Origin of the sequence: Sporomusa acidovorans, assembly GCF_900101845.1 — a bacterium.
In the GTDB taxonomy this organism is placed as follows: domain Bacteria; phylum Bacillota; class Negativicutes; order Sporomusales; family Sporomusaceae; genus Sporomusa; species Sporomusa acidovorans.
On record NZ_FNAM01000015.1, the window covers coordinates 37,727 to 61,341 of the forward strand.

The window sequence follows — 23,615 nt, forward strand, 5'->3', positions numbered from 1 at the left end:
GAGAATATGTTTGAAACCATCTGTAATTACAGTTACCTTAAATCCTGCAATCGATAAAACAGTTGTTATTGAAAAGCTTAACGTTGGCGGCTTGAATCGTGTGCAGAGTGTGCGGATGGATCCGGGAGGCAAGGGAATTAATGTTGCCAAGGTACTCAATCAATTTGGTGTCCCTGTTACGGCAGCGGGATTAATTGCCGGTACCCAAGGACAGAACTTGCTGCACCATCTGGCTTTAGAAAAGATTTCGGCCAGCTTTTTGACCATATCCGGTGAAACCCGCACAAATTTGAAAATAGTGGATAGCAGCTCCAATAGGACAACCGAAATTAATGAGGCCGGTTTTGTAGTCGGAGATGCAGAAATCAGTAGGTTTAAAGCTCAGCTTTCCAAACTTCTTGATGAGGCTGCCTACCTGGTTTTAAGCGGGAGCCTGCCACCCGGTGTCGGATGCGGCATTTATCGCGAATTAGTGGAAATCGCTAAGGGTAAAGGGGTAAAAACCATACTGGATGCCGATGATGCGGCGCTTTCTGAAGGAATCCAGGCAGCACCTTTCGCCATTAAGCCCAATATCCACGAATTGGGAAATCTAACAGGCCGTGATTTGGCGGATGATCAGGATGTCATCTGTGCAGGCCGAAAAATTTTGGAAAAAGGGATTGAAATCATTATTGTTTCCATGGGGGCACAGGGAGCTGTGGTCATGGACCAAACGGCAACCTACCGGGTATGGACTGATTCGATCATACCCAAAAGCACAGTAGGGGCAGGAGACTCCATGGTTGCCGTGCTGGCCTATTCGCTTTTACGTCAATTTTCTTTGGAAGAAACGGCGCAATGGGTTACAGCCGCCGGTACGGTAACAGCTTCAAAGCCAGGCACGCAGGTGTGTTCCCTGGCAGAAGTCCGGCAATTTCTAAATAAAGTAAAAATTAAAAGAATGTAGAGACGCAATTATAAAAATATGGGGAGGTTTTTGGGATGAAAAAGATTCTGGCGGTTACAGCATGTCCAACAGGTATAGCACATACCTATATGGCGGCCGAAGCCTTGCTGCAGGCAGCCAAAGAAAAAAATGTCGAGATTAAGGTTGAAACCCGTGGTGCAGTGGGTATTGAAAATGAATTAACCGCAGCGGATATTTCTGAAGCGCATGCGATTATTGTTGCCGCAGCTACTGATGTAGAAGAATCACGCTTCGCTGGTAAGCCGGTTGTAAAAGTTGCCATTGGGCAAGCCATTAAAGATCCCCGGAGTATCATTGAAGAAGCGTTGGCCGTGAAGCCATCCGCCAAGGATTTTATTGATCAGGCGGCGCAAAGCAAAGAAGCAAGAAAAGCACAAATAACCGGGCCCTATAAACATCTGATGACCGGTGTATCCTATATGCTGCCTGCGGTTGTTGCCGGCGGCCTCTTAATTGCTGTTTCGTTCATCTTCGGCATTGAAGCTTTCAAGCAGCAAGGGACGCTGGCAGCGGCACTGATGGATATCGGCGGCGGGACGGCGTTTGCGTTGATGGTTCCCATTCTTGCCGGTTTCATCGCCTTCTCGATTGCGGAGAAACCGGGTCTTGCTCCGGGCCTTATTGGCGGGATGCTGGCTTCGAAAGTTGGAGCAGGTTTTCTTGGCGGGATTATTGCCGGCTTTTTGGCCGGTTATGTGACGAAATGGATGAAAGAAAACATCAAATTGCCGAAAAATTTTGCTGGTTTGGTACCCATATTGATTATTCCTTTCTTCGGCAGCGCGATTGTCGGCTTGATGATGATCTATGTGATTGGCAGTCCGATGAAAGCGATCATGGACGGGCTTAGTGGCTGGCTTACTAATCTTGGTACCGGCAATGCAAGTTTGCTGGGCTTGCTTTTAGGGGCGATGATGGCCTTTGATATGGGCGGGCCGGTAAATAAAGCGGCTTATACCTTTGCGGTCGGGCTGCTTGGCAGTGACCTTTATGGGCCGATTGCTGCTGTTATGGCAGCAGGAATGACCCCTCCGCTCGGGTTATGGCTGGCGACTGTTCTTGCACCGAAAAAGTTTTCCGTTGAAGAGCGGGAAGCAGGCAAAGCAGCGGGTGTGCTGGGAATTTCGTTTATTACTGAAGGGGCTATTCCGTTTGCCGCCGCCGATCCTTTCCGGATTATTCCCTCAATTATGGCCGGATCAGCCGTTGCCGGTGCATTATCGATGGCCCTGGGAGCCACGTTAAGGGCACCTCATGGCGGAATTTTCGTTCTCATGATTCCTAACGCGGTGGGGAATTTGGCTATGTATGTATTTTCGATTGTTGCCGGAACAGTCGTAACCGCGTTATTAGTTAGTTTAGTCAAGAAGAATAAAACGTCTGTCTAAAGGTGAATAAATAGAACAACGGCAAGTGTTTCTTAAATACCGGGAGGTGCAACTATTAATGGAGATTTTAACTATTATCAAAGATGAAACTGTTTTCTTGGAACTCAATGCAGCAAGCCGGGAAGAATGTTTGCAGGTTATGATTGACGGCATGGAAAAGGCCGGATTTGTCAGGGATAAGGCTGCTTATTTGGCAGCGGTGAATGAACGGGAGCAAAAAGGATCGACAGGTATTGGATTTGGGGTGGCCATTCCACACGGCAAATCCAGTGGTATAGTTTCCGCCGGTTTGGCATTTGCCCGGTTGGCGAATCCAATTGACTGGAATTCTCTTGATGGAAAGCCGGTACAAATTGTCTTTCTGATTGGCGTATCAGACCAAGATGCCGGTAATGAGCATATGAAAATATTAATTGCATTATCGAGAAAATTAATCCATGAGGATTTTCGGAAAAAGCTATTGGCAGCAAATTCATCTGCAGAACTTTATGAAGTTTTACAATCCATTTAGGAGGTACGGCATGATCGTTGTGGAAGGTATATTGCAAAATAAGACCGGTTTTCATATTCGTCCGGCTCAGCTGTTTATGGAAAAGGCAAATGAATTTAAGGCCGGCGTAATGGTGAAAAACGAAGAAGGAATGGAAGCTGACGGTAAAAGTATTCTGGGATTAATGACTATGGGGTTTGAATACGGGTCTAAAATTATCATTGAGGCCAATGGGGATGACGAAGAACTGGCGGCCAAAGCACTGCTGGACTTAGTTAACAGCAAGTTCGGCGAATAATTTTTTTGAAAGGTGAAGGGTCATGGCTGAAATCAAATTGTCCGGTATTGGGGTTTCCGAGGGAATCCGGATTGGAAAGGTAATCCTCTATACTCATAGTGTCCGGAACCAACAGTTTGCGGATATTTCAGAAGCTGATGTCACTGGAGAAGTAAACCGGCTTGCTGAGGCGAAAGCAAGAAGTATTCGGGAAACTGAAAAACTGATTGAACAGGCGCAGCAGACAGTTGGCGCTGAAAAAGCAGGTGTCATTGAAGCGCAAAAAAGCATATTGTTAGATCCGACTTTTTGTCCGGAAATGGAAAAGCTGATTAATAAAAAATTATTTTCGGCCGAAAAAGCCGTTGAACAAATTGTCAACCAAGTCGTGGCAATTTTTGAGAAGATGCCGAATGAGTATATGCGGGAACGGGCTGCTGACGTAAAAGATATCGGCAGCCGGTTAATGGCTGCTCTGACTGGCGTAAAAGGTATAAACTTGGGCGACATTCGTGAAGAAGTTATTCTGATTGCCGATGATCTTGCGCCTACCGATACCGTACAGTTAAATAAAAAATATGTACAGGCTTTTGTTACACAAAAGGGCGGAAAAACCTCCCATACAGCCATTTTTTCCAAGACATTAGGCATTCCGGCTGTTATTGGCATTGGTGCCGGCATTGAACAGATTCAAGACGGTGACACTGTGATTGTTGATGGTACGGGCGGTATTTGTATTATTAATCCTAGTGAAGATACCATTCGCAGCTATTCAGAAAAGATGGCGAAAGAAACCAAAGATGAAAGTGTCTGGCAAGCCTATGCAGCACAAGAGGCTGTTACCCAAGACGGTCACCGGATTGAAATTGGCGCCAATATTGGCACGGCGGCCGACGCCCGTTATGCTGTGGAACAAGGCGCAGAGGGCATAGGGTTATTGCGAACCGAACTTATTTATATGGCAGAGGCTAGTTTGCCGGACGAAGAAATGCAATTTAATGTCTATAAAGAGATTGTCCGGGTCATGGGCGATAAGTCGGTAATCATCCGCACCCTGGACATTGGCGGCGATAAAGAACTGTCCTATTTGAAAATCCCTAAGGAAATGAATCCGTTCCTGGGATATAGAGCCATTCGTCTCTGTCTTGATCAGAAGCCGCTCTTTGTAACGCAACTGCGGGCAATTTTACGGGCAAGTGCCTACGGTAAGATAAAAATCATGTTTCCGATGATTTCCGGTATTGAGGAATGGCGAAGTGCCCGAAGCATTGTGGAAGAAGTCAAAGGACAGTTGAGAACTGAAGGCCGTGTTTTTGATGAAAACATTCAAGTGGGGATCATGGTGGAAGTACCGTCTGTGGCGGTCATGGCAAGACAATTTGCCCGAGAAGTTGATTTTTTCAGTATAGGTACCAATGATCTCGTGCAATATACGTTGGCGGTTGACCGGATGAATGAAAAAATTGACTACCTGTATGATCATTTTAATCCAGCCATCATTAACCTACTCCAAACTGTTGTAAATGCGGCTCATGCGGCAGGGAAATTCGTCGGCATGTGCGGCGGTATGGCCGGAGATCCTAAAGCAGTTCCTCTATTGCTGGCATTGGGTTTGGATGAATTAAGTATGTCGGCGACAGCAATTCGCAAAGTAAAACATGCTGTCAGTCAAATGGAATTAACGAAATGTAAAGCTTTACTGGAAGATGTCCTGAAAATGAGCACCGCGCAGGATATTCGCCTGAAGGTAGAGTCTTTTTGCGAGAATAACGGAATTTAAAACCGACTGCGTTCACCGTGAAAACTTCGTTCATTTGCTTCCCGGCAATGAGACGAAGTTTTTTTATATTTCCTCCATAGTAGTTTGTGTAGAATTTTCTTGCTTTTTTGTACATCCTATGGGATAATAATAGTGTAATAGAAAATTGGATTAATCCATTAATCCAATTGGCTGGGGATGATGATTTTGATTGTGCAAAAACTTGGCATACCAATTTATTTACAAGTCAAGGCGTATATTCTGGACAAAATAAAACAGGGTCAATACAAACCGGGTGATAAATTGCCGACTGAACGCCAGCTGTCGGAAGAATTGGGGATTAGCCGCAATACAGTCAGTGCTGCCTATAAAGAATTGCTTTTGGAAGGAATTCTTGAAGCCAGGCAGGGACGCGGTACTTTTGTGCGCGAGCAGGCAGCGGATATAACGGCGGCGGGTGCTGATGTAGCAGGCAGCCGGTTGGAGCGGGCGCTTAAAATTATTGATGCGGCCATGGCGCAGGTAGTTGAACTTGGTTTCACTATCGAACAATTTGCCGCAATTACGACGATTCGGGCCAAAGAACGGGAATTGGCGACCCGGCAGCTCAGAGTGGCTGTTGTGGAATGCACCCGCGAATACGTTGAGCGGTTTGTCGGTCAATTAGGACAAGTAGCCAACGCTCATTTTGAGCCGATTACCCTAGCGGATGTAACGGCGGGAAAAGTGAAAACAGAGTTTCTACTGGCCTGCGATTTGGTAGTCACAACCTTAGAGCATCAGACTTTGGTTGCGGAAATTCTTGGCAATAATACAAAGTTGATAGCGGTGGCCACTACCCCCAACCTGGAAGCCGTCATCAAACTGGCCCGTTTGTCTGCAGGCAGTGAAGTAGCTGTTGTAGCTAAAACTCAGGAATTTGTCGATGCCTTATATCGTCTACTGAACAAGATTGGCTGTAACGGGATTACGCTGATTCCCTGCTTTAAGGAGGAACGGGAAGAAATCAGGCGATGTATCAAGAATCACCGGGTTGTTATTAGCGCTGAAGCGCTGCAGAATGTAGTGCGCCAGGTAGCCGAAGAAGCACAGGAAATCATCACTTTTTATTATGAAATCGACCAGGGATCGCTCCAACAGGTTGCCAGCCGGTTGGTCGCGAAAGACTGATAAAGCAAAGGAGTAGTGAAAATGACAAACAAGGTAAAGGTTGTATTAGGTGTAATTGGAGCTGACTGTCATGCTGTTGGCAACAAAATTCTCAACCATGCTATTACCGCAGCCGGTTATGAAGTAATCAATCTGGGTGTGTTGGTTCCGCAAGAAGAGTTTGTTAACGCCGCTATCGAGACGGATGCAAAAGCTATATTAGTGGCTTCGCTTTACGGTCATGGTGAAATTGACTGCCGTGGATTACGGGATCGTTGCCGCGAAGCCGGTATCGAGGATATCCGGCTTTATGTCGGCGGCAACCTGGTTGTAGGTAAAACGGACTTTAAGAAAGTTGAACAAAAATTCCTCGACATGGGCTATGACCGCGTATATGAGCCGGGTACGCTGCCGGACAAAGTGATCGCCGATATGAATGAGGATTTGAAATAAAAGGGGTTTTGTACTTTGAAAAACATTTTGCTTATCGATTTTGGCAGTACCTATACCAAAATTACGGCAGTGGATGTTGATCAAGAAAAAGTTGTAGGCACAGCCAGAGGCATTACAACAGTTGAAACCGATATTATGGATGGCTTGAATCAGGCACTGGCGGCATTGTTTGCTAAAACCGGCAAACTTGAATTTAGTGAAGTGCTGGGCTGCTCAAGCGCGGCCGGCGGGCTAAAAATGATTGCCAGCGGTTTAGTGCCGGAGATGACCGCCGAGGCAGCCAAGCGGGCAGCTTTGGGTGCCGGCGCCAAGGTATTAAAGGTATATAGTCATGAGCTAAGCGAGTATGAACTTGAGGAGATGCGGGAATTAAAGCCTGATATTATTCTCCTGGCCGGCGGTACCGATGGCGGTAATCAGAGAGTTATTATGCATAATGCTAACATGCTGGCACAGATCGGTTTGGACGTTCCGGTGGTAGTAGCCGGCAATAAGTCAGTAACTCCCACGGTTGTAAAGATTCTGTCAGAAAAACTTACAGAGGTGCGGCCCACTGAAAATGTAATGCCCAAACTGGACGAACTGAATATCGAACCAGCCCGCATCGTTATTCGCGACATATTTTTAAAACGTATTACTGAGGCCAAAGGATTAACTCGCGCCAATAAAATGGTTGACCGTTTGGTTATGCCGACACCGGCTGCGGTTCTGAAAGCCGCGGAATTGTTAAGCCAGGGCGCGGACGGGGAACCGGGACTGGGTGATTTAATGCTCATGGATATTGGCGGGGCCACCACAGATGTGTATTCCATTGCCAAAGGCGATCCGACTGCCGGCGGTGTGTCGTTAAAAGGGTTGGCTGAACCGTTTGGCAAGCGGACAGTGGAGGGAGACCTCGGAATGCGCTATAGCGCAGGCGCCTTGCTGAAGGCGGCCGGCGCGGAAATGATTGGAGCTTATGCCGGGTGTTCACCGGAAGAAGTGACTGATTATGTTGCCAAAGTGGAAGCCGATATTGACTATTTGCCGCAAACTGAAGAAGAATCCCGAATCGAGATTGCCATGGGGAAAGCGTGTGTGCGGTTAAGTGCCGACCGGCACGTTGGTCGTATCGAAGTTTACTATACGCCCTTTGGTACAAGTCAAATCCAGACAGGCAAGGATTTGACCAAAGTGACTACCGTGATTGGAACCGGCGGGGTTATTATCAATAATCCCGAGCCGGAAAAAATATTGCAGGGCATCACGTTTGATGAAACCACTCCTCAAATTCTGAAGCCGCAACAGCCCGCATTCTTTATTGACAAGGAATATATCATGGCATCGATGGGGTTGCTGGGGGAAGCATATCCGGCAACGGCTGTGCGCATGATGAAACATTACATTATAAATAGATAATTAAGGAGGCTTTTGCCACATGGAACTTAAGAATAAAAAGTGGACTCATGACGAATTTAACGCCATCCGCCAAGAGGTTCTTGCCCAATGGCCGACTGGCAAAGATGTTGATTTTGAAGAAGCCGTCAAATACCATGAAAACATTCCCGCCAAACGTCATTTTGCCAAACGTCTGGTGAAAGCTAAGAAAAACGGCGACACTCTGACACAGCCGCGCGCCGGGGTTGCGCTTATTGATGAACATATTAACCTGTTAAACTTTTTGAAGACGGAAGGGGAAGCCGATCTTTTGCCGACAACGATCGACAGTTATACCCGCCAGAACCAGTACAAAGAAGCGCAAAACGGCATTGAAGAAAGTCTGAAAGCAGGACGTTCGCTGCTGAACGGCTTTCCGGCAGTAAATCACGGCGTGACCGGTGTGCGCCGGGTCGTTGAAAGTGTTGACGCGCCGCTGCAGGTTCGCCATGGTACGCCGGACGCCCGCCTGTTAGGTGAAATTACAATTGCTGCCGGTTATACCTCCTATGAAGGCGGCGGTATCTCCTATAATATTCCGTACGCGAAAAGCGTTTCCTTAGAAAGGACTATCCTGGACTGGCAATATTGCGACCGCATGGTCGGGCTGTATGCCGAGCATGGCATCGAGATCAACCGCGAACCGTTCGGGCCGTTGACCGGCACTTTGGTACCGCCCAGCGTATCCCATGCAGTTGCCGTGATTGAGGGAATTCTTGCCGCCGAACAAGGGGTTAAGAACATTACCTTAGGTTATGGCCAGTGCGGTAACCTGATCCAGGATATTGCCGCCATTCGGGCGCTGGAACAGCTTGCCGACGAATATATGACCAAGCATGGCTATAGCGATTGTGTACTTACTAGCGTATTTCATCAGTGGATGGGTGGTTTCCCGCAGGACGAAGCAAAAGCCTTTGGCGTTATTTCCTGGGGAGCGGCGGCAGCCGCACTTGCCAAAGCGACGAAAGTTATTGTGAAAACTCCGCATGAGGCACTGGGCATTCCTACGAAAGAAGCGAACGCCCAGGGTCTGAGAACCACCAAGCAAATGATTAATATGCTTAAAGACCAGGCTTTCCCGCTGACCAGTGAATTGCAGGCCGAAATCGATATTATCAAAGCTGAAACCCGTTGCATTCTAAACAAAGTATTTGAATTAGGCAGCGGCGATTATGCGGTTGGCGCAGTTCGTGCTTTTGAAGCCGGCGTGCTTGACGTACCGTTTGCACCCAGTAAGTTTAGTCTGAACAAAATTCTGCCTGCCCGTGATAATAATGGGGCCGTACGGTTATTTGATGTGGGCAATCTGCCGTTTACGCCGGATCTGATTGCTTTCCACCGGGATAAAATGGCACAGCGGGGCCAAGCCGAAGGCCGTCAACCCAGTTTCCAGATGGTTATCGATGATATTTATGCGATTTCCAAGGGATATCTGGTAGGACGTCCCCGTTAACAACAGGCGATAATAGCGATATAAATAAAGGAGCGATTTTTCATGAAAATAGTTGATGTTGTTTGTGCAAAAGGCCGCACTGGTTTTTATTTTGATGATCAGCGCGCAATTAAGGCCGGGGCTGCCCATGATGGTTTTACTTATATCGGGAAACCCATTACGGATGGTTTTAAAGCAGTGCGTCAAGCCGGTGAAGCTGTGTCGGTGATGATCATTTTGGAAGACGGACAAATCGCTTATGGTGATTGCGCTGCCGTTCAGTACAGCGGTGCGGGCGGACGTGATCCCCTCTTTTTGGCCGAGGATTTTATCCCGGTTATCGAGAAAATGATTAAGCCCCGTCTTGTCGGCCGTGAACTCAATTCCTTTAAACAACTGGCGGAGGAAGTCGATAATCTGCATGACGATGCCGGCAAACGGATTCATACCGCCTTACGTTACGGTGTGACACAAGCGATACTGGATGCTGTCGCCAAGGCCAAAAAACAGCTTATGTGCGAAGTCATTGCCGACGAGTATAATACCCGGGTAAGTGACGAGGAAATTGCTATCTTTACCCAATCAGGCGATGACAGATATAATAATGTTGATAAGATGATCATTAAGCACGCTGAAGTATTGCCTCACGGATTGATTAATAATGTCAAGGAAAAGTTAGGGGAAGATGGCGAACTGCTGCTGGAATACGTAGGCTGGCTGCGCGACCGTGTCGCCAAGCTTAAGACTACGGCTGATTACGCACCTGTACTGCATATTGATGTGTACGGCACGATCGGCTTGGCGTTTAACAATGACGTTGACCGTATAGTGGCATACTTCCGCCAGTTGGAAAAGGCTGCCGCACCCTTGAAACTGCGCATTGAAGGCCCTGTTGATGTCGAAGAACGGGAGAAACAGATAGCAGTGCTTGCCGAAATTACCGCTCGCCTCCATAAGGAAAATATCAAGGTGGAAATTGTTGCCGATGAATGGTGCAATACCTTTGAGGATATTAAGGACTTTGCCGATAAAGGCGCAGGCGACATGCTGCAAATCAAAACGCCTGATTTGGGCGGGATCAATAATATCATTGAAGCGGTGCTCTATTGCAAGCAAAAAGGAGTTGGCGCCTATCAGGGGGGAACCTGCAACGAGACAAACCGTTCAGCGGAAGTGTGTGTTCACGTCGCTATGGCAACCCAGCCGGCGCAAATGCTGGCGAAACCAGGTATGGGCGTTGATGAAGGCTATATGATTGTCTATAATGAAATGCAACGTATTCTGGCAGTAAGGAAGTCTCGCAAGTCAGGAAAGTAAGAATTGGGGGTCTAATTAGATGAAGTCCACGTTTACGCTTGGTCTTGGCGATCAACTCATGTATTCCAGCTATTTTGCGCCGCGGGGCCGCAACCGGATGTACATTCTGGGACAGCAGTTAAGTGAACGTTATTTATCACCACTTGACCGCCTTATCGGCATTATTGGCGATGCCGGCGCCGGTAAATCCTCGTTGGTAAAAGGGATGTTCCCCGGTCTGGAACTCACCAATGACGACGACGGCGTTAATATCCGGCCGCTGCCGCTGTTAAAGAATATTGACAGAGGATTTTTTTCCAGTCATACCTACCATGTCGATATCCGGTTTGAACTCGCGTTCACGCAGATACATGTTTTGGCGAAAGCCGTTCAGCAAGCGTTAGACCATGATAAACGGGTTATTGTGGAACACTTCGATCTTTTATACCCCGTACTCAAAACCAACGCCGATGTGCTCATCGGCGTTGGCGGCGAGGTTATTGTTGTGCGGCCTACGGTATTTGGTCCTGTGCCGCACGAAATACGCGATGTTGTTGTCAGGACCTTACAGTACCGCAAGATGGCCCATACGGCGGAAGACCTCACGACCCGTGTTTTAGTGAATGATTATGGTGCTATCCTGGAATTTAGGCATCGTGATGTGCACCATGGGTTTGTGCTGGAGTACCCGCTCGAATTGTCGGCTGAATTACCGGAAGTGGAACGCAAGGTAAAGAGACTGATTGATGAAGGGATCAGCATTAGTTATTGTGATGAAGGCCATATTAAAATCGGCGATATGACCTGGATGTGTTCCGGGCCCCGCACTCATGTGCGCAATACCGAAGACATCGAAAATTTCCGGCTTATTCCTGAATATAAATATGATCCGAAAACCCGGTCCTATCTCATTATCGGTCTTGTCGGACCCTCATCCAATACACTTGACGGGTTTACGCTTATGAATACCATCTAAGGATTGGAAACCGGACATTGTTTTTGATTAGTCTGCTTTTCTGAAGGAGGTTATTATGAACGAATTAAAACCGGCGCAAGCCGGTACGCTTGAATCTAACGATATTATGATAACCGTGGCACCAGGTGCGTCAGGCAGCGGTGTCGTCATTGAACTGGAAAGTATTGTGCTGGCTCAGTACGGACAGTTGATTAAGCAAGTAATCGCAGCTGTTATTGCCGAACAAGGCATTCATGATATATATATAAAAGCAGTTGACCGGGGAGCGCTTGATTGTACCATTAAGGCCCGTACGTTAGCCGCGCTTACCCGGGCGGGTGTCATTCTCCCAAAGGAGTTGATCTAATGGATTTACGTCGAACGATGCTTTTCATGCCGGGAAATAATCCGGGTATGTTGCAAAACGGTGGGGTATTCGGAGCCGACGCCCTTATCCTTGACCTTGAGGATGCCGTTGCTCCCCAGGAAAAGGACGCGGCCCGGCTGCTTGTCGCTCAGGCTTTGAGAACCGTCGACTACAGCACCAGTGAAAAGGTGGTGCGGATTAATCCGCTGGATACATTTGCTCGGGAGGACATAGAGGCAATCGTGCCTTGTTGTCCGGACGCTCTGTTAGTACCTAAGGTAGAATGCCCGGAAAACATCGGCGAGGTGGCCCGGTTAGTGGCTGCAACCGAAAGATCCGGTCAGGAGCCGGTAAAATTGATTGCTCTTTTGGAAACCCCGCGCGGCATTGCCGAGGCTTATCAAATTGCCCGGGCGGACAAGCGGGTGGTGGCTCTGGCCTTTGGGGCGGAGGATTATACAGCGTCTTTGGGAGCCAAACGTACCAAAGAAGGTACGGAAATATACAGTGCCAGGGCAATTGTCGTGAACAGTGCCGCGGCAGCCGGGATACAGTCGATCGATACCCCCTTTACTGATGTCAATGACCGCGAAGGACTGATCGCTGACACCCAATTAGCCAAGCAGCTTGGTTTTAAGGGCAAACTGACAATTAATCCGCGGCAAATCGAGGATATCCATAACGTGTTTAATCCCACGCAGCACGATATTGTCTGGGCCGAACGGATCATCAAGGCCATCCGCAAAGCGGAAGCCGAAGGCTCAGGGGTGGCTTCGCTTGACGGCAAAATGGTGGATGCGCCGATTGTTGCCAGAGCGGAACGCATACTGTATCTGGCCCGTTTGCTGGGTCTGGTAGAGGAGGGCTTACTATGAATCAATTAACAAATGCCATTGGTCGTGTTCTGCCGGAAGCTGTTGAAGGCTATGGCAAAGTACGGCCTTTTGCCGGTGCGTTTGCAACTGTACCGGCTATGATGCGCCAGGCGCCCAAAATTAAACGGATTTTGCCTGATGAGCAAAAACTGGTAAAGGATATTGAAACCGTATTTAAACAAATCCCCATAAAAGATGGTATGACCCTTTCCTTCCATCATCATTTACGCAACGGTGACGGTGTCGTCAATATGGTACTTGCTGTTGCCGCCAAACTGGGGCTTAAAAACCTAACGGTCGCATTGAGCTCGGTTTTTCCCGTACATGCGCCGCTGGTTGAACATGTTAAAAACGGTGTGGTGGCCGGTCTTGATACGAACTATATGTCCGGGCCGGTCGCACAGGCTGTATCGCAGGGCGTATTCCCCCGGCCGGTTGTATTCAGAACCCATGGCGGACGGGCGCGGGCTATTGAATGCGGCCAGTTAAAAATTGATGTAGCTTTCATAGCGGCCCCTGCAGCTGATGACTATGGCAATATTAACGGGGTAGCAGGTCCTGCTGCCTGCGGTTCTCTGGGCTATGCCTTTCCGGATGCTCAGTATGCCGATCATGTTGTCGCGATAACGGATCACCTTGTGTCTTATCCGTTATCACCTGTTTCCATTCCGCAAACACGTGTCGACTATGTTGTGCAAGTAGATTGTATCGGCGACCCGCAAGGAATCGTTTCCGGCACCACCAAAATTACCCGTGATCCTGTCGGCCTGAAAATTGCTGAGACTACAGCCAAAGTAATTAAAGCCGCCGGTTTGCTAAAAGAAGGATTTTCCTTCCAAACCGGAGCGGGCGGCGCTTCCTTGGCGGCTGCCGCTTATGTCCGGCAAATGATGGAAGACGAAGGAGTGACCGGCAGCTTTGCCCTAGGCGGGATTACCGGTTATATGGTTGAGATGCTGGAAGCCGGACTTTTTAGAAACCTGGTTGATGTTCAAGGGTTTGACCTTGACGCCGTGCGGTCTATCGCGGCAAATCCCCAACATTTGGAAATAGGGGCCGATTTTTATGCCAGCCCGTTCAATCGGGGAGCTGCCGTAAATAAATTGGATGTAGTAGTGTTAGGGGCAACGGAAATCGATACGGCTTTTAATGTTAATGTGGTTACCGGTTCTGACGGGGTTGTTATGGGTGGTTCCGGCGGCCACAGTGATGCTGCCGCCGGGGCTAAAATGACAATTATTGTTGCCAATTTGCTGCGTGGCCGTCTGCCGATTATTGTGGACAAAGTATTGACGGCGACAACTCCCGGCGAGACAGTGGATGTGCTGGTTACCGAACGCGGCGTAGCCGTTAATCCCCAGCGGCAGGATTTATACGAAAAATTCAAAGCGGCAGGATTGCCGCTGAAAAATGTAGAAGAATTAAAACAGCTTGCGGAAAAAATTGCCGGCGTACCACAGCAGATAACAACCGGGGATAACATAGTCGCGGTTGTCGAATATCGTGACGGAACCGTGATTGATGTGGTACGGCAAATAAAATAAGGTCTGTTATTTAAGGGAGCAATGTCAATGTGGGCTGACTATGATATAAGAGAAATTAACCTTGACAGTCCTAGAGAAGTAGCGGACGTTCGCACTTTTCTTGCCGGTTTTGATCTTACTTTTGCTGCTGTTGTTGATTATACGATAGCCTTTTACCAGCATGATAAAATCATTGCTACCGGTTCGCTGGCCGGCGAGGTATTACGCAATATTGCCGTTTCTCCCCATTTGCAAGGGGAGGGTCTAACGGCCAAGGTAGTCAGTTATCTGATTCAACAAGCAGGTCAGCGGGGAATTTACCACTATTTTATCTACACCAAACCCAGTGCGGCGCCGATGTTCACCGCACTGGGATTTAAAGAATTGGCCCGGAGTGAGCCCTATGCCGTATTATTGGAATCCGGCATAGGGTCGATTGACGATTATTGCCGGGAAATAGCTAACAAGGTCAAAGTATTGCCGGCAGGCTCCCGGGCGGCAGTGGTTGTCAATTGTAATCCGCTTACGTTGGGGCATAAGGCTGTTATCGCGAAAGCAGCCAGGGAAAACCAGGGAGTGGTTGTCCTGGTTGTCAGTGAAGACAAGTCGTTATTCCCGTTTGATGTTCGTTTCCGCCTAGTACGGGAAGGTCTGGCTGAATTTGACAACGTTGCCGTGCTGCCGGCCGGTAAATATATTATTTCGGCTGCAACTTTTCCCGGATACTTTACCCGCGGGGAAGCGACGATTGCAGCCCAGACACAGCTTGATGCCGCGGTTTTTGCCCGCTACATCGCTCCGGCACTTGGCGTTACGAAACGTTATGTGGGCGAAGAACCCTATTGTGCAATGACCGGCGGCTATAATGACGCTTTGTCGGAAATTTTACCGCAGTACGGGCTTGCCCTTACCGTTATACCCAGAATTACTATTGGTGGCGAAATTATCAGTGCATCGCGGGTGCGGGAATTTATCCGCCAGGATAATTGGCCGGCAATCAAAGAAATGGTTCCTGACACTACCTATCATTATTTGACATCGCCGCAAGCTCAGCCGATTATTGAACGAATAAAGGCCAGTGATTCGCGACATTAGAAAAATTCCTTCTTCAGAAAAGTCACATTTTTGCAAGGAAATATTGTATACAAAATACATAGTACGTGTTATAATTATTTCGACAATTCCTATCATAATCTTAGGAGGATAATTATGCGCGTAGAACGTGATTTTCTCGGAGAAGTGGAGTTACCTGATCAAGTCTACTATGGTGTACAAACGATGCGGGCTGTCCAGAACTTCCCAATTACCGGGCATAAACTGGATAAGGAATTTATTATTGCCTTGGCGATTGTAAAGAAGGCGGCCGCCAAGGCCAATATGAAGACCGGACGCATGCCGACGCATATTGGCGCTGCCATTGTGGAAGCCGCTGTTGAAATTATGGCCGGCAAATGGCATGAGCAATTTGTGGTTGATGCCATTCAAGGCGGTGCCGGGACTTCTATGAATATGAATACCAACGAGGTAATTGCCAATCGGGCTCTGGAAATTCTGGGCCGCCAAAAAGGTGATTACGAATATCTGTCTCCCAATAATCATGTTAATATGGCACAGTCTACCAATGACGTTATTCCTACTGCTATTCGTATTGCTTCTATCAGGAAGGCTACCCGCCTGTATAACGAGCTGGTATTGCTGGCTGAGAGTCTGAATCGCAAAGCCGATGAATTTAGCCAGGTATTAAAAATGGGCCGGACCCATCTTCAGGATGCGGTACCTATTACCTTAGGCCAGGAGTTTGCCGCGTACGCCGCCGGCGTGAAGCGAGCTGCCAAACGGGTGCAACGGGCCATGCAATTCTTATTGGCAATCAATATGGGCGCTACTGCTGTTGGAACCGGTTTAAACGCAGAGCCTGAATATATTGAAGAAGTAGTTCGCCAGATTTGTTGGCTGACGGATGAACACTTTATTTCGGCTCCTAATTTAGTTGATGCCACGCAAAATACGGATGAACTGGCTGAGTTCTCAAGTACTCTTAAAATTTGTGCCTTAAGCTTATCCAAAATGGCTAATGATTTAAGGCTGATGGCTTCCGGTCCTAAATGCGGTTTTAATGAAATAACGTTACCTGCCATGCAGCCCGGTTCATCCATTATGCCGGGAAAAGTCAATCCGGTTATTCCTGAAATGGTCAATCAAGTCGCTTTTCAGGTCGTCGGCAACGATCAGGCAATTAGCCTGGCAGTGGAAGCCGGACAATTTGAACTCAATGTTATGGAGCCGGTTATTGCATATAATCTCTTTAATTCGCTTACCATATTAACGAATGCGGTAATCATCTTGAACAACCGTTGCATTATGAATATTGTGGCTAATGATTCCAGATGTCAGCAGATGGTTGATGACAGTATCGGGGTTATTACGGCGCTTTTGCCCCATATCGGCTACGAAACCGCTTCGCTGATTGCCAAGGAAGCCATCGCCAGTTCGCGTCCGGTAAAGGAAATCATCAAGGCCAAAGATCTGATAGCCAGTGACCGGCTGGAAATAATTTTGGCACCTGGTGAAATGACTAAACCGGGAATTGCCGGCAAGCAATACTTGAGCAGCACAAAAGAGGATATCGCCTGATAGTCGCTAAATATATTGTGTTTAGTGATTTACTATAAAGCACAAAATGCTAAGATTTGAGGGGGTTACAATATGGATATTCGCGAAGCGTCATTAAAACTTCACCGTGATAACCAGGGAAAATTAGCAGTGGCTTCAAAAGTACCATTATCTTCCCGGCATGACCTCAGCCTGGCCTACACACCGGGTGTTGCCGAACCCTGCAAGGAGATAAAAAATAATAAAGACTTGTCTTTTGAACTTACTTGCCGGGGCAACATGATTGCGGTTGTTTCGGACGGTACCCGGGTTTTGGGGCTGGGTGACATTGGCCCTGAAGCCGCCCTGCCGGTCATGGAAGGTAAATCTGTCCTGTTTAAAACATTCGGTGATGTCGACGCGGTGCCTATTTGTCTTGATACTAAAGATCCTGATAAAATTATTGAGACAGTTAAACTCTTACAGCCTACTTTTGCCGGAATTAATTTAGAGGATTTTTCCTCGCCCAAATGCTATGACATTGAAGATACTTTGAAGGAACAGATGGATATACCCGTATTCCATGACGATCAACATGGGACAGCAATTGCTGCCGTATCGGCGCTTATTGGCGCCTTGCGGTTTGTAAAAAAGGATTTGGCCACCGCCAAGATTGTTGTGAATGGTGCCGGGGCTGCGGGTACTGCCATTGGCCGGCTGCTGGTTAATGCCGGGGCGAAAAATGTAATTATGGTGGACGTTCATGGTGCCTTATACAAAGGTATGCCTGGCCTTAACCGTATTCAGACCGAATTGGCCAAGGTTACGAATCTTACTAAGCTGGAAGGCAAACTGGAATTTGTAGCCAAACATGCCGATGCGTTGATTGGTGTGTCGGCTCCGGGTGCTTTTACTAAAGAGATGATTCAAAATATGAACCCTGACCCGATTGTGATTGGCATGGCCAATCCGGTACCGGAAATCAGCTATGAAGAAGCCAAAGCGGCCGGCGCCAAAGTAGCCGGGACAGGTCGTTCGGATGCACCTAATCAAGTCAATAATGTATCCGTATTTCCCGGCGTATTTCGGGGGGCCATAGATGTACGGGCCCGTCAAATCAATGAGGCCATGAAAATTGCGGCTGTTTACGCAATTAGTAATTTAATTCCCGAAAATGAATTAAGGGAAGACTATATTGTACCGGATCCTTTTGATCCGCGGGTCGCACCCGCCGTTGCCGCCGCTGTTGCCAAGGCAGCTATGGACACTGGGGTTGCCCGGATTAACGTTGATCCTGAAGAAATTCGCAGAAGAACAGCAGAACGGATTAAGCTTAACCGCTAAGCAAGGAGAGAAAAGAATGCGCACAATCGATGCCTCGCAGATCACAGCCGCTGTCGCTAAGCTGGCTGTTGATGCCAATTATTATTTATCTAACGATGTTCGCAGCGCTTTAGAGAACGCCCGGGAGCATGAAGAGTCGCCATTAGGGAAAACCATTCTTGACCAGTTAGTGGAAAATGCCTGCATTGCCCGTGATGAGCAAGTGCCGATTTGCCAGGATACAGGGATGGCTGTCGTGTTTATAGAAATTGGCCAGGATGTCCATGTTACCGGCGGCAGCATTGAGGAAGCTGTCAATGCCGGAGTAGCTAAAGGCTATACGGAAGGTTATTTGCGAAAATCAGTGGTGGCGGAACCTCTGTTTAACCGTAAAAACACAGGAAATAATACTCCGGCTGTGTTGCATACCACTATTGTACAGGGGGATAAAATTAAGATTACGCTGGCACCCAAAGGGTTTGGCAGTGAAAACATGAGCGCGCTAAAAATGTTTAAACCCTCGGATGGGTTGCCTGCTATCCGGAAATTCGTCGTCGATACCATTTTTCATGCAGGTTCCAATCCCTGCCCGCCGATTATCGTCGGTATCGGCATTGGCGGTACAATGGAAAAAGCAGCTTTTTTGGCTAAAAAAGCCCTGATCCGCCCAATTGATAAGCAGAACTCTCATGCCGAATATGCCCGGCTTGAAAAGGAATTTCTGGATCTAATCAATCAAACGGGAGTGGGGCCGCAAGGCCTTGGTGGAAGAGTAACAGCGCTTGCTGTTAATATCGAATATTATCCAACCCATATTGCTGGTTTGCCGGTGGCAATCAATATCAACTGTCATGCCACGCGTCATGCTGAAGTTGAGTTATAGAGAGGTACTAAAGATGGAAGAAACAATAAAATTGGTCACTCCGTTGACTGAGGATAAAGTCCGTAAGCTTAAAGCCGGTGATTTTGTGCTTATTACCGGCACCATATATACTGCCCGGGATGCCGCTCATAAGCGCATGGTGGAAGCCTTGGCGGCAGGAGAAAAACTGCCGGCTGACTTTACTGACCAGATTATCTATTATGTCGGTCCGACTCCGGCCAAACCAGGCAGGCCGATTGGTTCGGCCGGTCCGACTACCAGCGGACGTATGGATGCCTATGCTCCGCGCATCATGGAAGAAGGGCTGCGCGGCATGATTGGTAAGGGGTATCGCAGCCCGGAAGTTGTTGAGGCGATGAAAAAACACGGTGCGGTTTATTTCACAGCAACCGGTGGAGCGGCGGCATTGATTGCCAGAACTATTAAAAAATATGAAATTATCGCTTATGAAGATCTGGGGCCGGAAGCGCTGGCGCGGTTGACAGTGGAAGACTTCCCGGCAATTGTTGTTATTGACAGTGAAGGCCGGAATTTCTACGATGAGGGACAAAAAAAATACCGTAACATTACCTGCTAAAGTACTGCGGCTGCCGCCGGCATATTGCCCGGCGGCAGCCGAAAAATACCTAAAAAGCCTTGCTTGACAAACAAATAAAATGTCAGTATAATATGTTCTGTGACTACGGGGCGTGGCTCAGTTTGGTAGAGTACCTGGCTTGGGACCAGGGGGTCGCAGGTTCGAATCCTGCCGCTCCGACCACATTATGCAAATCCTTGACGCGGGTGTAGCTCAATGGTAGAGCACTAGCCTTCCAAGCTAGCTACGAGGGTTCGATTCCCTTCACCCGCTCCATTTTATTTTAAATAGTATTATGCGCCTGTAGCTCAGCGGATAGAGCAACCGCCTTCTAAGCGGTTGGCCGTTGGTTCGATTCCAACCAGGCGTGCCAGAGAAAACAAGGCTCCCGATAATTCGGGAGCCTTTTGTTATATAAGAAAAGGGGCTGTCGCGCTAGTGGAGCGTCTACGCTGAAATCATAATTACTTCGCGGGCCTTTTTCCGCAATGCTTCGTTGTCGTCGGTGTACATATTCTCGATATGCGCACCTCCTCCGCCTCGCCTTGCGAAAAAATTCCCGCGAATTCTTTCACGCTTTCAACGTAGACGCTCCACTAGCCCATATTTATTCTTTACTGCATTGTATAGAGTATCTATATGCTATGAAAATATGATGTTTTGCTTGTTTTTGATATTTTACTGTGTTAGTATTTAGGCAATAATATGAATATATAGATACTGGTTTATGTAAGCAAATTCTTTTTCTTGTGCTAAAATGCTGAGAAAGTTAGCTGTTTAAGCAAAGGGGGAATACCCGAATGAAACCAAAAGTAAATTTTCAACAGACTGTTGATCAATATAGAAAAAAAACTAATTTAGCAACATTGAATGGTGTTCGTATTAAAAAGCCTGTGCGTCTAAAGCCGAGGAACGAAAGTGAAAAAATGGCACTATGTCATGCAGTTATGTATACGATTAATGAAGCTAAACGTTCTGGAAAGCTGAAGAAAACGGACAGAGGGTATGCGCTGTCATGGAGAGATTGAGAGAGAAGCTCCTTAACTGCAAAGTAATTAAAGATGCTTTGCAAAAGCAAATGATGGTGGCAGGGATAATTAGTGAAGCGTTTAAACAGCATAAGCTTACTCCGGTTGTAGTAGGTGGATTGGCTGTAGAATTTTATACATTATCCAGTTATCTTACCCAGGATATTGACATGGTCATACCGGGTGATGCTTATGCTAGTGAAATAATGCCTGTATTAGGATTTAGAAAATGTAATAACGCATGGGTATTTGAACAAGATCCAACGATTATCGTAGACTTTCCACCCAGTCCGCTAGGTGGTTCATGGGATAAAGTGTTACCTGTTGAATTAGAGTCTGGGGAAATAGTATATATGATTTCCGTTGAAGATATTATTATAGATCGTGTACTAGCTGTTAAGTATTGGGGTGACCCCGAGGAATGGGCTCAATATATGATGGCTGCTCATTATGATGATATAGATTGGGACTACTGTTTAAAACGGGCAGATGACGAAGTCTGTTTAGAGGTATTCAATAAACTTAAGGTACTGGCTGAGAAATATCGGCAGGCTTTTCATGAAAAATAACGAGGTTATTGTTTGGGTATTATGAATTTGATCCCTACCAGGCGTGCCAGGGAAATCAAGGCTCCCGGGAAATCGGGAGCTTTTTGTTATGTAAAATTGAGCCTAGTCTTGGGACTAGTGGTCTGTAAACCCTAATTCTATAGTGTTCTTACGAGATCTTTTCCGCCCTGCTTTGTTGTCGTCGGCTTACATATTCCCGATATGCGCGCCTCCTCCGCCTCGGAGGACGAAAAACCTCTCGCAATTCATTCTATAGCTTTAAAGTACAAACAATAAGGGAGATCGTGGATAAATTTATTGTAAAATTCAAAGCTTTTATCAAGAGAACGTTCATGATATTATGGCGAAAACAGAAGGATTTCTTGAATTTTACCTTGATACGGTGCTTGCTGATACCGCGGGAATTACGGGTATGGAATTAATAAGAAGGACAGACGGACTGGCTAATGTTAAAGATATAACCGGTATTCCTGATGAGACAAAGCGTATGCGGGCGGAAAGAATTATTGTTACATTTGCCAAAGAGTGTATTATGCAGCGAGAGGCATTGAAAAATGGGCAAGATTACATCGATTCTATTAACAAGGCAATACGTAAATTTTCGTAAAGGTGGAATTTAAATGGAAAATAAGAAAAATATAATGGACTATGAGACCGTTGCGCTTGATGAAGAGAATCATGCGCTTGTTATCATTGATCAGACAAAATTGCCGGGAAAGACAGAGATTATCAGTTTGACTACCCAAAAAGATATCTGGGATGCAATTTATTTATTGAAAGTACGCGGCGCGCCGGCTATTGGGGATGCCGCTGCTATCGGTATTTATTTGGCCGCAAAGAACTTACAAACAGATAATTATCAAGAGTTTTATACAGAATTTAAAAAAGCAAAAGAGTATCTTGATTCGGCGAGACCTACGGCAGTAAACCTTTCCTGGGCACTTAACCGTATGGAAAAAGTGGTCATCGATAATAAAGCGAAGACAATTGCGGAAATCAAAGAGTTACTGCGTCAAGAAGCTATCGCCATAAAAGAAGAAGATATATGGATTTGCCAAAAGATAGGCGAATATGGCCTTTCGCTGGTAAAACCCGGTGACGGCTTGCTTACCCATTGTAATGCCGGACAACTGGCAACGGCGAAATACGGTACAGCGACAGCGCCTATGTATTTAGGCCATCAGAAAGGCTATAATTTTAAAGTTTTTTGTGATGAGACAAGACCTCTGCTGCAAGGTGCACGGCTTACAGCCTATGAATTATCGGAATCCGGCCTGGATGTAACCCTGATCTGTGACAATATGTCTTCCAATGTAATGAAAAACGGCTGGGTAAATGCTGTTTTTGTGGGCTGTGACAGAGTCGCCGCCAATGGCGATACGGCAAATAAAATAGGCACATCGATTGTCGCTATTGTGGCCAAAAGATATAATGTTCCCTTTTATGTCTGCGCACCCACTTCCACGATTGATTATGAAACCCCCACGGGGAAGGAAATAAAAATAGAACAGCGTCCGGATAAGGAAGTTGTAGAAATGTGGTACAAAGAGCGTATGGCTCCCGAAGGAATAAAAGTTTATAATCCTGCCTTTGATGTTACGGATAATGATTTAATTTCGGGAATTATTACGGAATATGGAATAGCTCGCCCTCCTTATACGGAGTCTTTGCAAAAAATAGTAGCGTTAAAAAATAAAAAACAGCAATAAATGATAAAGCAGCCGTAAATACGTAATTTACGGCTGCTTTATAAAATAAGGGGGAGTTAGATGGGCGGAGAGAGTATTAAAATATTAGCTGTAAATGATCCTGCCATCAAAGGTTATAGCAAACCGGAATATAAAATCCTTCATCATTATAACCAAAAAGTGATTTTTGATATTTTACCCTGGGAGTCTTATTATCCTAAAATGATGGAAGCTTTTGCAGGCAAAGCTGATTAATGATTAAAAGTATGTAAGAGGTTAGTAAGACTACGCCCTACAGTTCAAAAGCGAGAATTGTAGGGCATTTGATCATAGCGATCATAGGTCATATCTAGGCATTTTCCCTTGTGCAACAAACTTAGGATCCTTCGCCGTGGCGCTGGCCGGTGTGATTTTGGTTTTTTACTTTCTTAGACCCTGAAAGCGGTTCAGGCATATTGTTGTCATTATACGTTGTATGCCTGGGGGCATTCGGTTGATCTACGGGATAAGCTTCAGGCTTGGCCATATTATCTCCTCCGATTTGTATTTATAGATTTGCTGGAATTCTTTCTGCAATTACTTGCGTCGATTCTTTTGGTGTAGCA

Annotated in this window: 25 protein-coding genes and 3 tRNA genes; 27 read left to right on the forward strand and 1 reads right to left on the reverse strand. The window is 46.8% G+C overall.

What is annotated here, in order from left to right; genetic code table 11:
* The first annotated feature begins 10 nt into the window (after nucleotides 1-10).
* From pfkB to BLR65_RS29770, 27 genes are all read left to right on the forward strand, one after another.
* A complete protein-coding gene (gene pfkB / locus BLR65_RS11935; protein WP_093794421.1) occupies nucleotides 11-949 on the forward strand; it encodes a 1-phosphofructokinase in 939 nt (312 codons plus the stop codon).
* Nucleotides 950-984: 35 nt separating this feature from the next.
* Nucleotides 985-2,358, forward strand: a complete 1,374-nt coding sequence (locus BLR65_RS11940; RefSeq protein WP_093794422.1) for a PTS fructose transporter subunit IIC — start codon at nucleotides 985-987, stop codon at nucleotides 2,356-2,358.
* A gap of 58 nt (nucleotides 2,359-2,416) precedes the next feature.
* Nucleotides 2,417-2,869 carry a PTS sugar transporter subunit IIA gene (locus BLR65_RS11945; RefSeq protein WP_093794423.1) on the forward strand — a complete coding sequence of 151 codons (453 nt, stop codon included), beginning with the start codon at nucleotides 2,417-2,419 and terminating at the stop codon, nucleotides 2,867-2,869.
* Nucleotides 2,870-2,879: 10 nt separating this feature from the next.
* Nucleotides 2,880-3,146, forward strand: coding sequence for an HPr family phosphocarrier protein (locus BLR65_RS11950; protein WP_093794424.1), 267 nt, complete (start codon nucleotides 2,880-2,882; stop codon nucleotides 3,144-3,146).
* 22 nt (nucleotides 3,147-3,168) lie between these two features.
* Entirely contained in the window at nucleotides 3,169-4,905 is a 1,737-nt protein-coding gene (gene ptsP / locus BLR65_RS11955; protein WP_093794425.1) for a phosphoenolpyruvate--protein phosphotransferase, read from the forward strand.
* Nucleotides 4,906-5,082: 177 nt separating this feature from the next.
* The gene (locus BLR65_RS11960) at nucleotides 5,083-6,054 is read left to right on the forward strand and encodes a GntR family transcriptional regulator (protein WP_245692713.1); all 972 of its coding nucleotides are present in this window, start codon (nucleotides 5,083-5,085) and stop codon (nucleotides 6,052-6,054) included.
* 21 nt (nucleotides 6,055-6,075) lie between these two features.
* The gene (gene glmS / locus BLR65_RS11965) at nucleotides 6,076-6,486 is read left to right on the forward strand and encodes a methylaspartate mutase subunit S (protein WP_093794426.1); all 411 of its coding nucleotides are present in this window, start codon (nucleotides 6,076-6,078) and stop codon (nucleotides 6,484-6,486) included.
* A 15-nt stretch (nucleotides 6,487-6,501) separates the two neighbouring features.
* Nucleotides 6,502-7,884 carry a methylaspartate mutase accessory protein GlmL gene (glmL, locus tag BLR65_RS11970; RefSeq protein ID WP_093794427.1) on the forward strand — a complete coding sequence of 461 codons (1,383 nt, stop codon included), beginning with the start codon at nucleotides 6,502-6,504 and terminating at the stop codon, nucleotides 7,882-7,884.
* A 19-nt stretch (nucleotides 7,885-7,903) separates the two neighbouring features.
* Nucleotides 7,904-9,355 (forward strand): methylaspartate mutase subunit E, encoded by a 1,452-nt coding sequence (locus BLR65_RS11975; protein WP_093794428.1) that lies wholly within the window; start codon nucleotides 7,904-7,906, stop codon nucleotides 9,353-9,355.
* 42 nt (nucleotides 9,356-9,397) lie between these two features.
* A complete protein-coding gene (locus BLR65_RS11980; RefSeq protein WP_093794429.1) occupies nucleotides 9,398-10,651 on the forward strand; it encodes a methylaspartate ammonia-lyase in 1,254 nt (417 codons plus the stop codon).
* 19 nt (nucleotides 10,652-10,670) lie between these two features.
* The gene (locus BLR65_RS11985; RefSeq protein WP_245692714.1) at nucleotides 10,671-11,606 is read left to right on the forward strand and encodes an alanine-tRNA synthetase second additional domain-containing protein; all 936 of its coding nucleotides are present in this window, start codon (nucleotides 10,671-10,673) and stop codon (nucleotides 11,604-11,606) included.
* Between the two features lie 52 nt (nucleotides 11,607-11,658).
* On the forward strand, nucleotides 11,659-11,952 hold the full coding sequence (citD, locus tag BLR65_RS11990; RefSeq protein ID WP_093794430.1) for a citrate lyase acyl carrier protein: 294 nt from the start codon (nucleotides 11,659-11,661) through the stop codon (nucleotides 11,950-11,952).
* A complete protein-coding gene (locus tag BLR65_RS11995) occupies nucleotides 11,952-12,827 on the forward strand; it encodes an HpcH/HpaI aldolase/citrate lyase family protein (protein WP_093794431.1) in 876 nt (291 codons plus the stop codon). Before citD ends, BLR65_RS11995 begins: the two co-directional genes overlap by 1 nt.
* Nucleotides 12,824-14,371, forward strand: coding sequence for a citrate lyase subunit alpha (gene citF, locus BLR65_RS12000; RefSeq protein ID WP_093794432.1), 1,548 nt, complete (start codon nucleotides 12,824-12,826; stop codon nucleotides 14,369-14,371). The genes BLR65_RS11995 and citF overlap by 4 nt, the downstream gene beginning before the upstream one ends.
* A gap of 27 nt (nucleotides 14,372-14,398) precedes the next feature.
* Nucleotides 14,399-15,445, forward strand: coding sequence for a [citrate (pro-3S)-lyase] ligase (citC, locus tag BLR65_RS12005; protein ID WP_093794433.1), 1,047 nt, complete (start codon nucleotides 14,399-14,401; stop codon nucleotides 15,443-15,445).
* A gap of 114 nt (nucleotides 15,446-15,559) precedes the next feature.
* A complete protein-coding gene (locus BLR65_RS12010) occupies nucleotides 15,560-16,984 on the forward strand; it encodes an aspartate ammonia-lyase (protein ID WP_093794434.1) in 1,425 nt (474 codons plus the stop codon).
* 72 nt (nucleotides 16,985-17,056) lie between these two features.
* Nucleotides 17,057-18,286: an NAD(P)-dependent malic enzyme gene (locus tag BLR65_RS12015; protein ID WP_093794435.1), complete on the forward strand. Its 1,230-nt coding sequence runs from the start codon at nucleotides 17,057-17,059 to the stop codon at nucleotides 18,284-18,286.
* 16 nt (nucleotides 18,287-18,302) lie between these two features.
* Complete coding sequence (locus BLR65_RS12020; protein WP_093794436.1) at nucleotides 18,303-19,148, forward strand: fumarate hydratase; 846 nt, start codon at nucleotides 18,303-18,305, stop codon at nucleotides 19,146-19,148.
* 13 nt (nucleotides 19,149-19,161) lie between these two features.
* A complete protein-coding gene (locus tag BLR65_RS12025) occupies nucleotides 19,162-19,725 on the forward strand; it encodes a Fe-S-containing hydro-lyase (RefSeq protein ID WP_093794437.1) in 564 nt (187 codons plus the stop codon).
* A gap of 106 nt (nucleotides 19,726-19,831) precedes the next feature.
* Nucleotides 19,832-19,908: transfer RNA gene (locus tag BLR65_RS12030), tRNA-Pro, on the forward strand.
* 19 nt (nucleotides 19,909-19,927) lie between these two features.
* Nucleotides 19,928-20,001 (forward strand) — tRNA-Gly (locus BLR65_RS12035).
* A 21-nt stretch (nucleotides 20,002-20,022) separates the two neighbouring features.
* A tRNA-Arg gene (locus tag BLR65_RS12040) sits at nucleotides 20,023-20,098 on the forward strand.
* Between the two features lie 427 nt (nucleotides 20,099-20,525).
* Nucleotides 20,526-20,753 (forward strand): hypothetical protein, encoded by a 228-nt coding sequence (locus BLR65_RS12045; RefSeq protein ID WP_093794438.1) that lies wholly within the window; start codon nucleotides 20,526-20,528, stop codon nucleotides 20,751-20,753.
* A complete protein-coding gene (locus tag BLR65_RS12050; protein WP_143122565.1) occupies nucleotides 20,741-21,322 on the forward strand; it encodes a hypothetical protein in 582 nt (193 codons plus the stop codon). The genes BLR65_RS12045 and BLR65_RS12050 overlap by 13 nt, the downstream gene beginning before the upstream one ends.
* Before the next feature lie 340 nt (nucleotides 21,323-21,662).
* Nucleotides 21,663-21,929 (forward strand): hypothetical protein, encoded by a 267-nt coding sequence (locus BLR65_RS12055; RefSeq protein ID WP_093794440.1) that lies wholly within the window; start codon nucleotides 21,663-21,665, stop codon nucleotides 21,927-21,929.
* Nucleotides 21,930-21,942: 13 nt separating this feature from the next.
* Nucleotides 21,943-23,031: an S-methyl-5-thioribose-1-phosphate isomerase gene (gene mtnA / locus BLR65_RS12060; RefSeq protein WP_093794441.1), complete on the forward strand. Its 1,089-nt coding sequence runs from the start codon at nucleotides 21,943-21,945 to the stop codon at nucleotides 23,029-23,031.
* 60 nt (nucleotides 23,032-23,091) lie between these two features.
* On the forward strand, nucleotides 23,092-23,265 hold the full coding sequence (locus tag BLR65_RS29770; protein ID WP_169716759.1) for a hypothetical protein: 174 nt from the start codon (nucleotides 23,092-23,094) through the stop codon (nucleotides 23,263-23,265).
* Nucleotides 23,266-23,386: 121 nt separating this feature from the next.
* On the opposite strand, the gene BLR65_RS12065 is transcribed toward BLR65_RS29770, so the two are convergent.
* Entirely contained in the window at nucleotides 23,387-23,536 is a 150-nt protein-coding gene (locus tag BLR65_RS12065; protein WP_093794442.1) for a small acid-soluble spore protein P, read from the reverse strand.
* Nucleotides 23,537-23,615 lie beyond the last annotated feature (79 nt).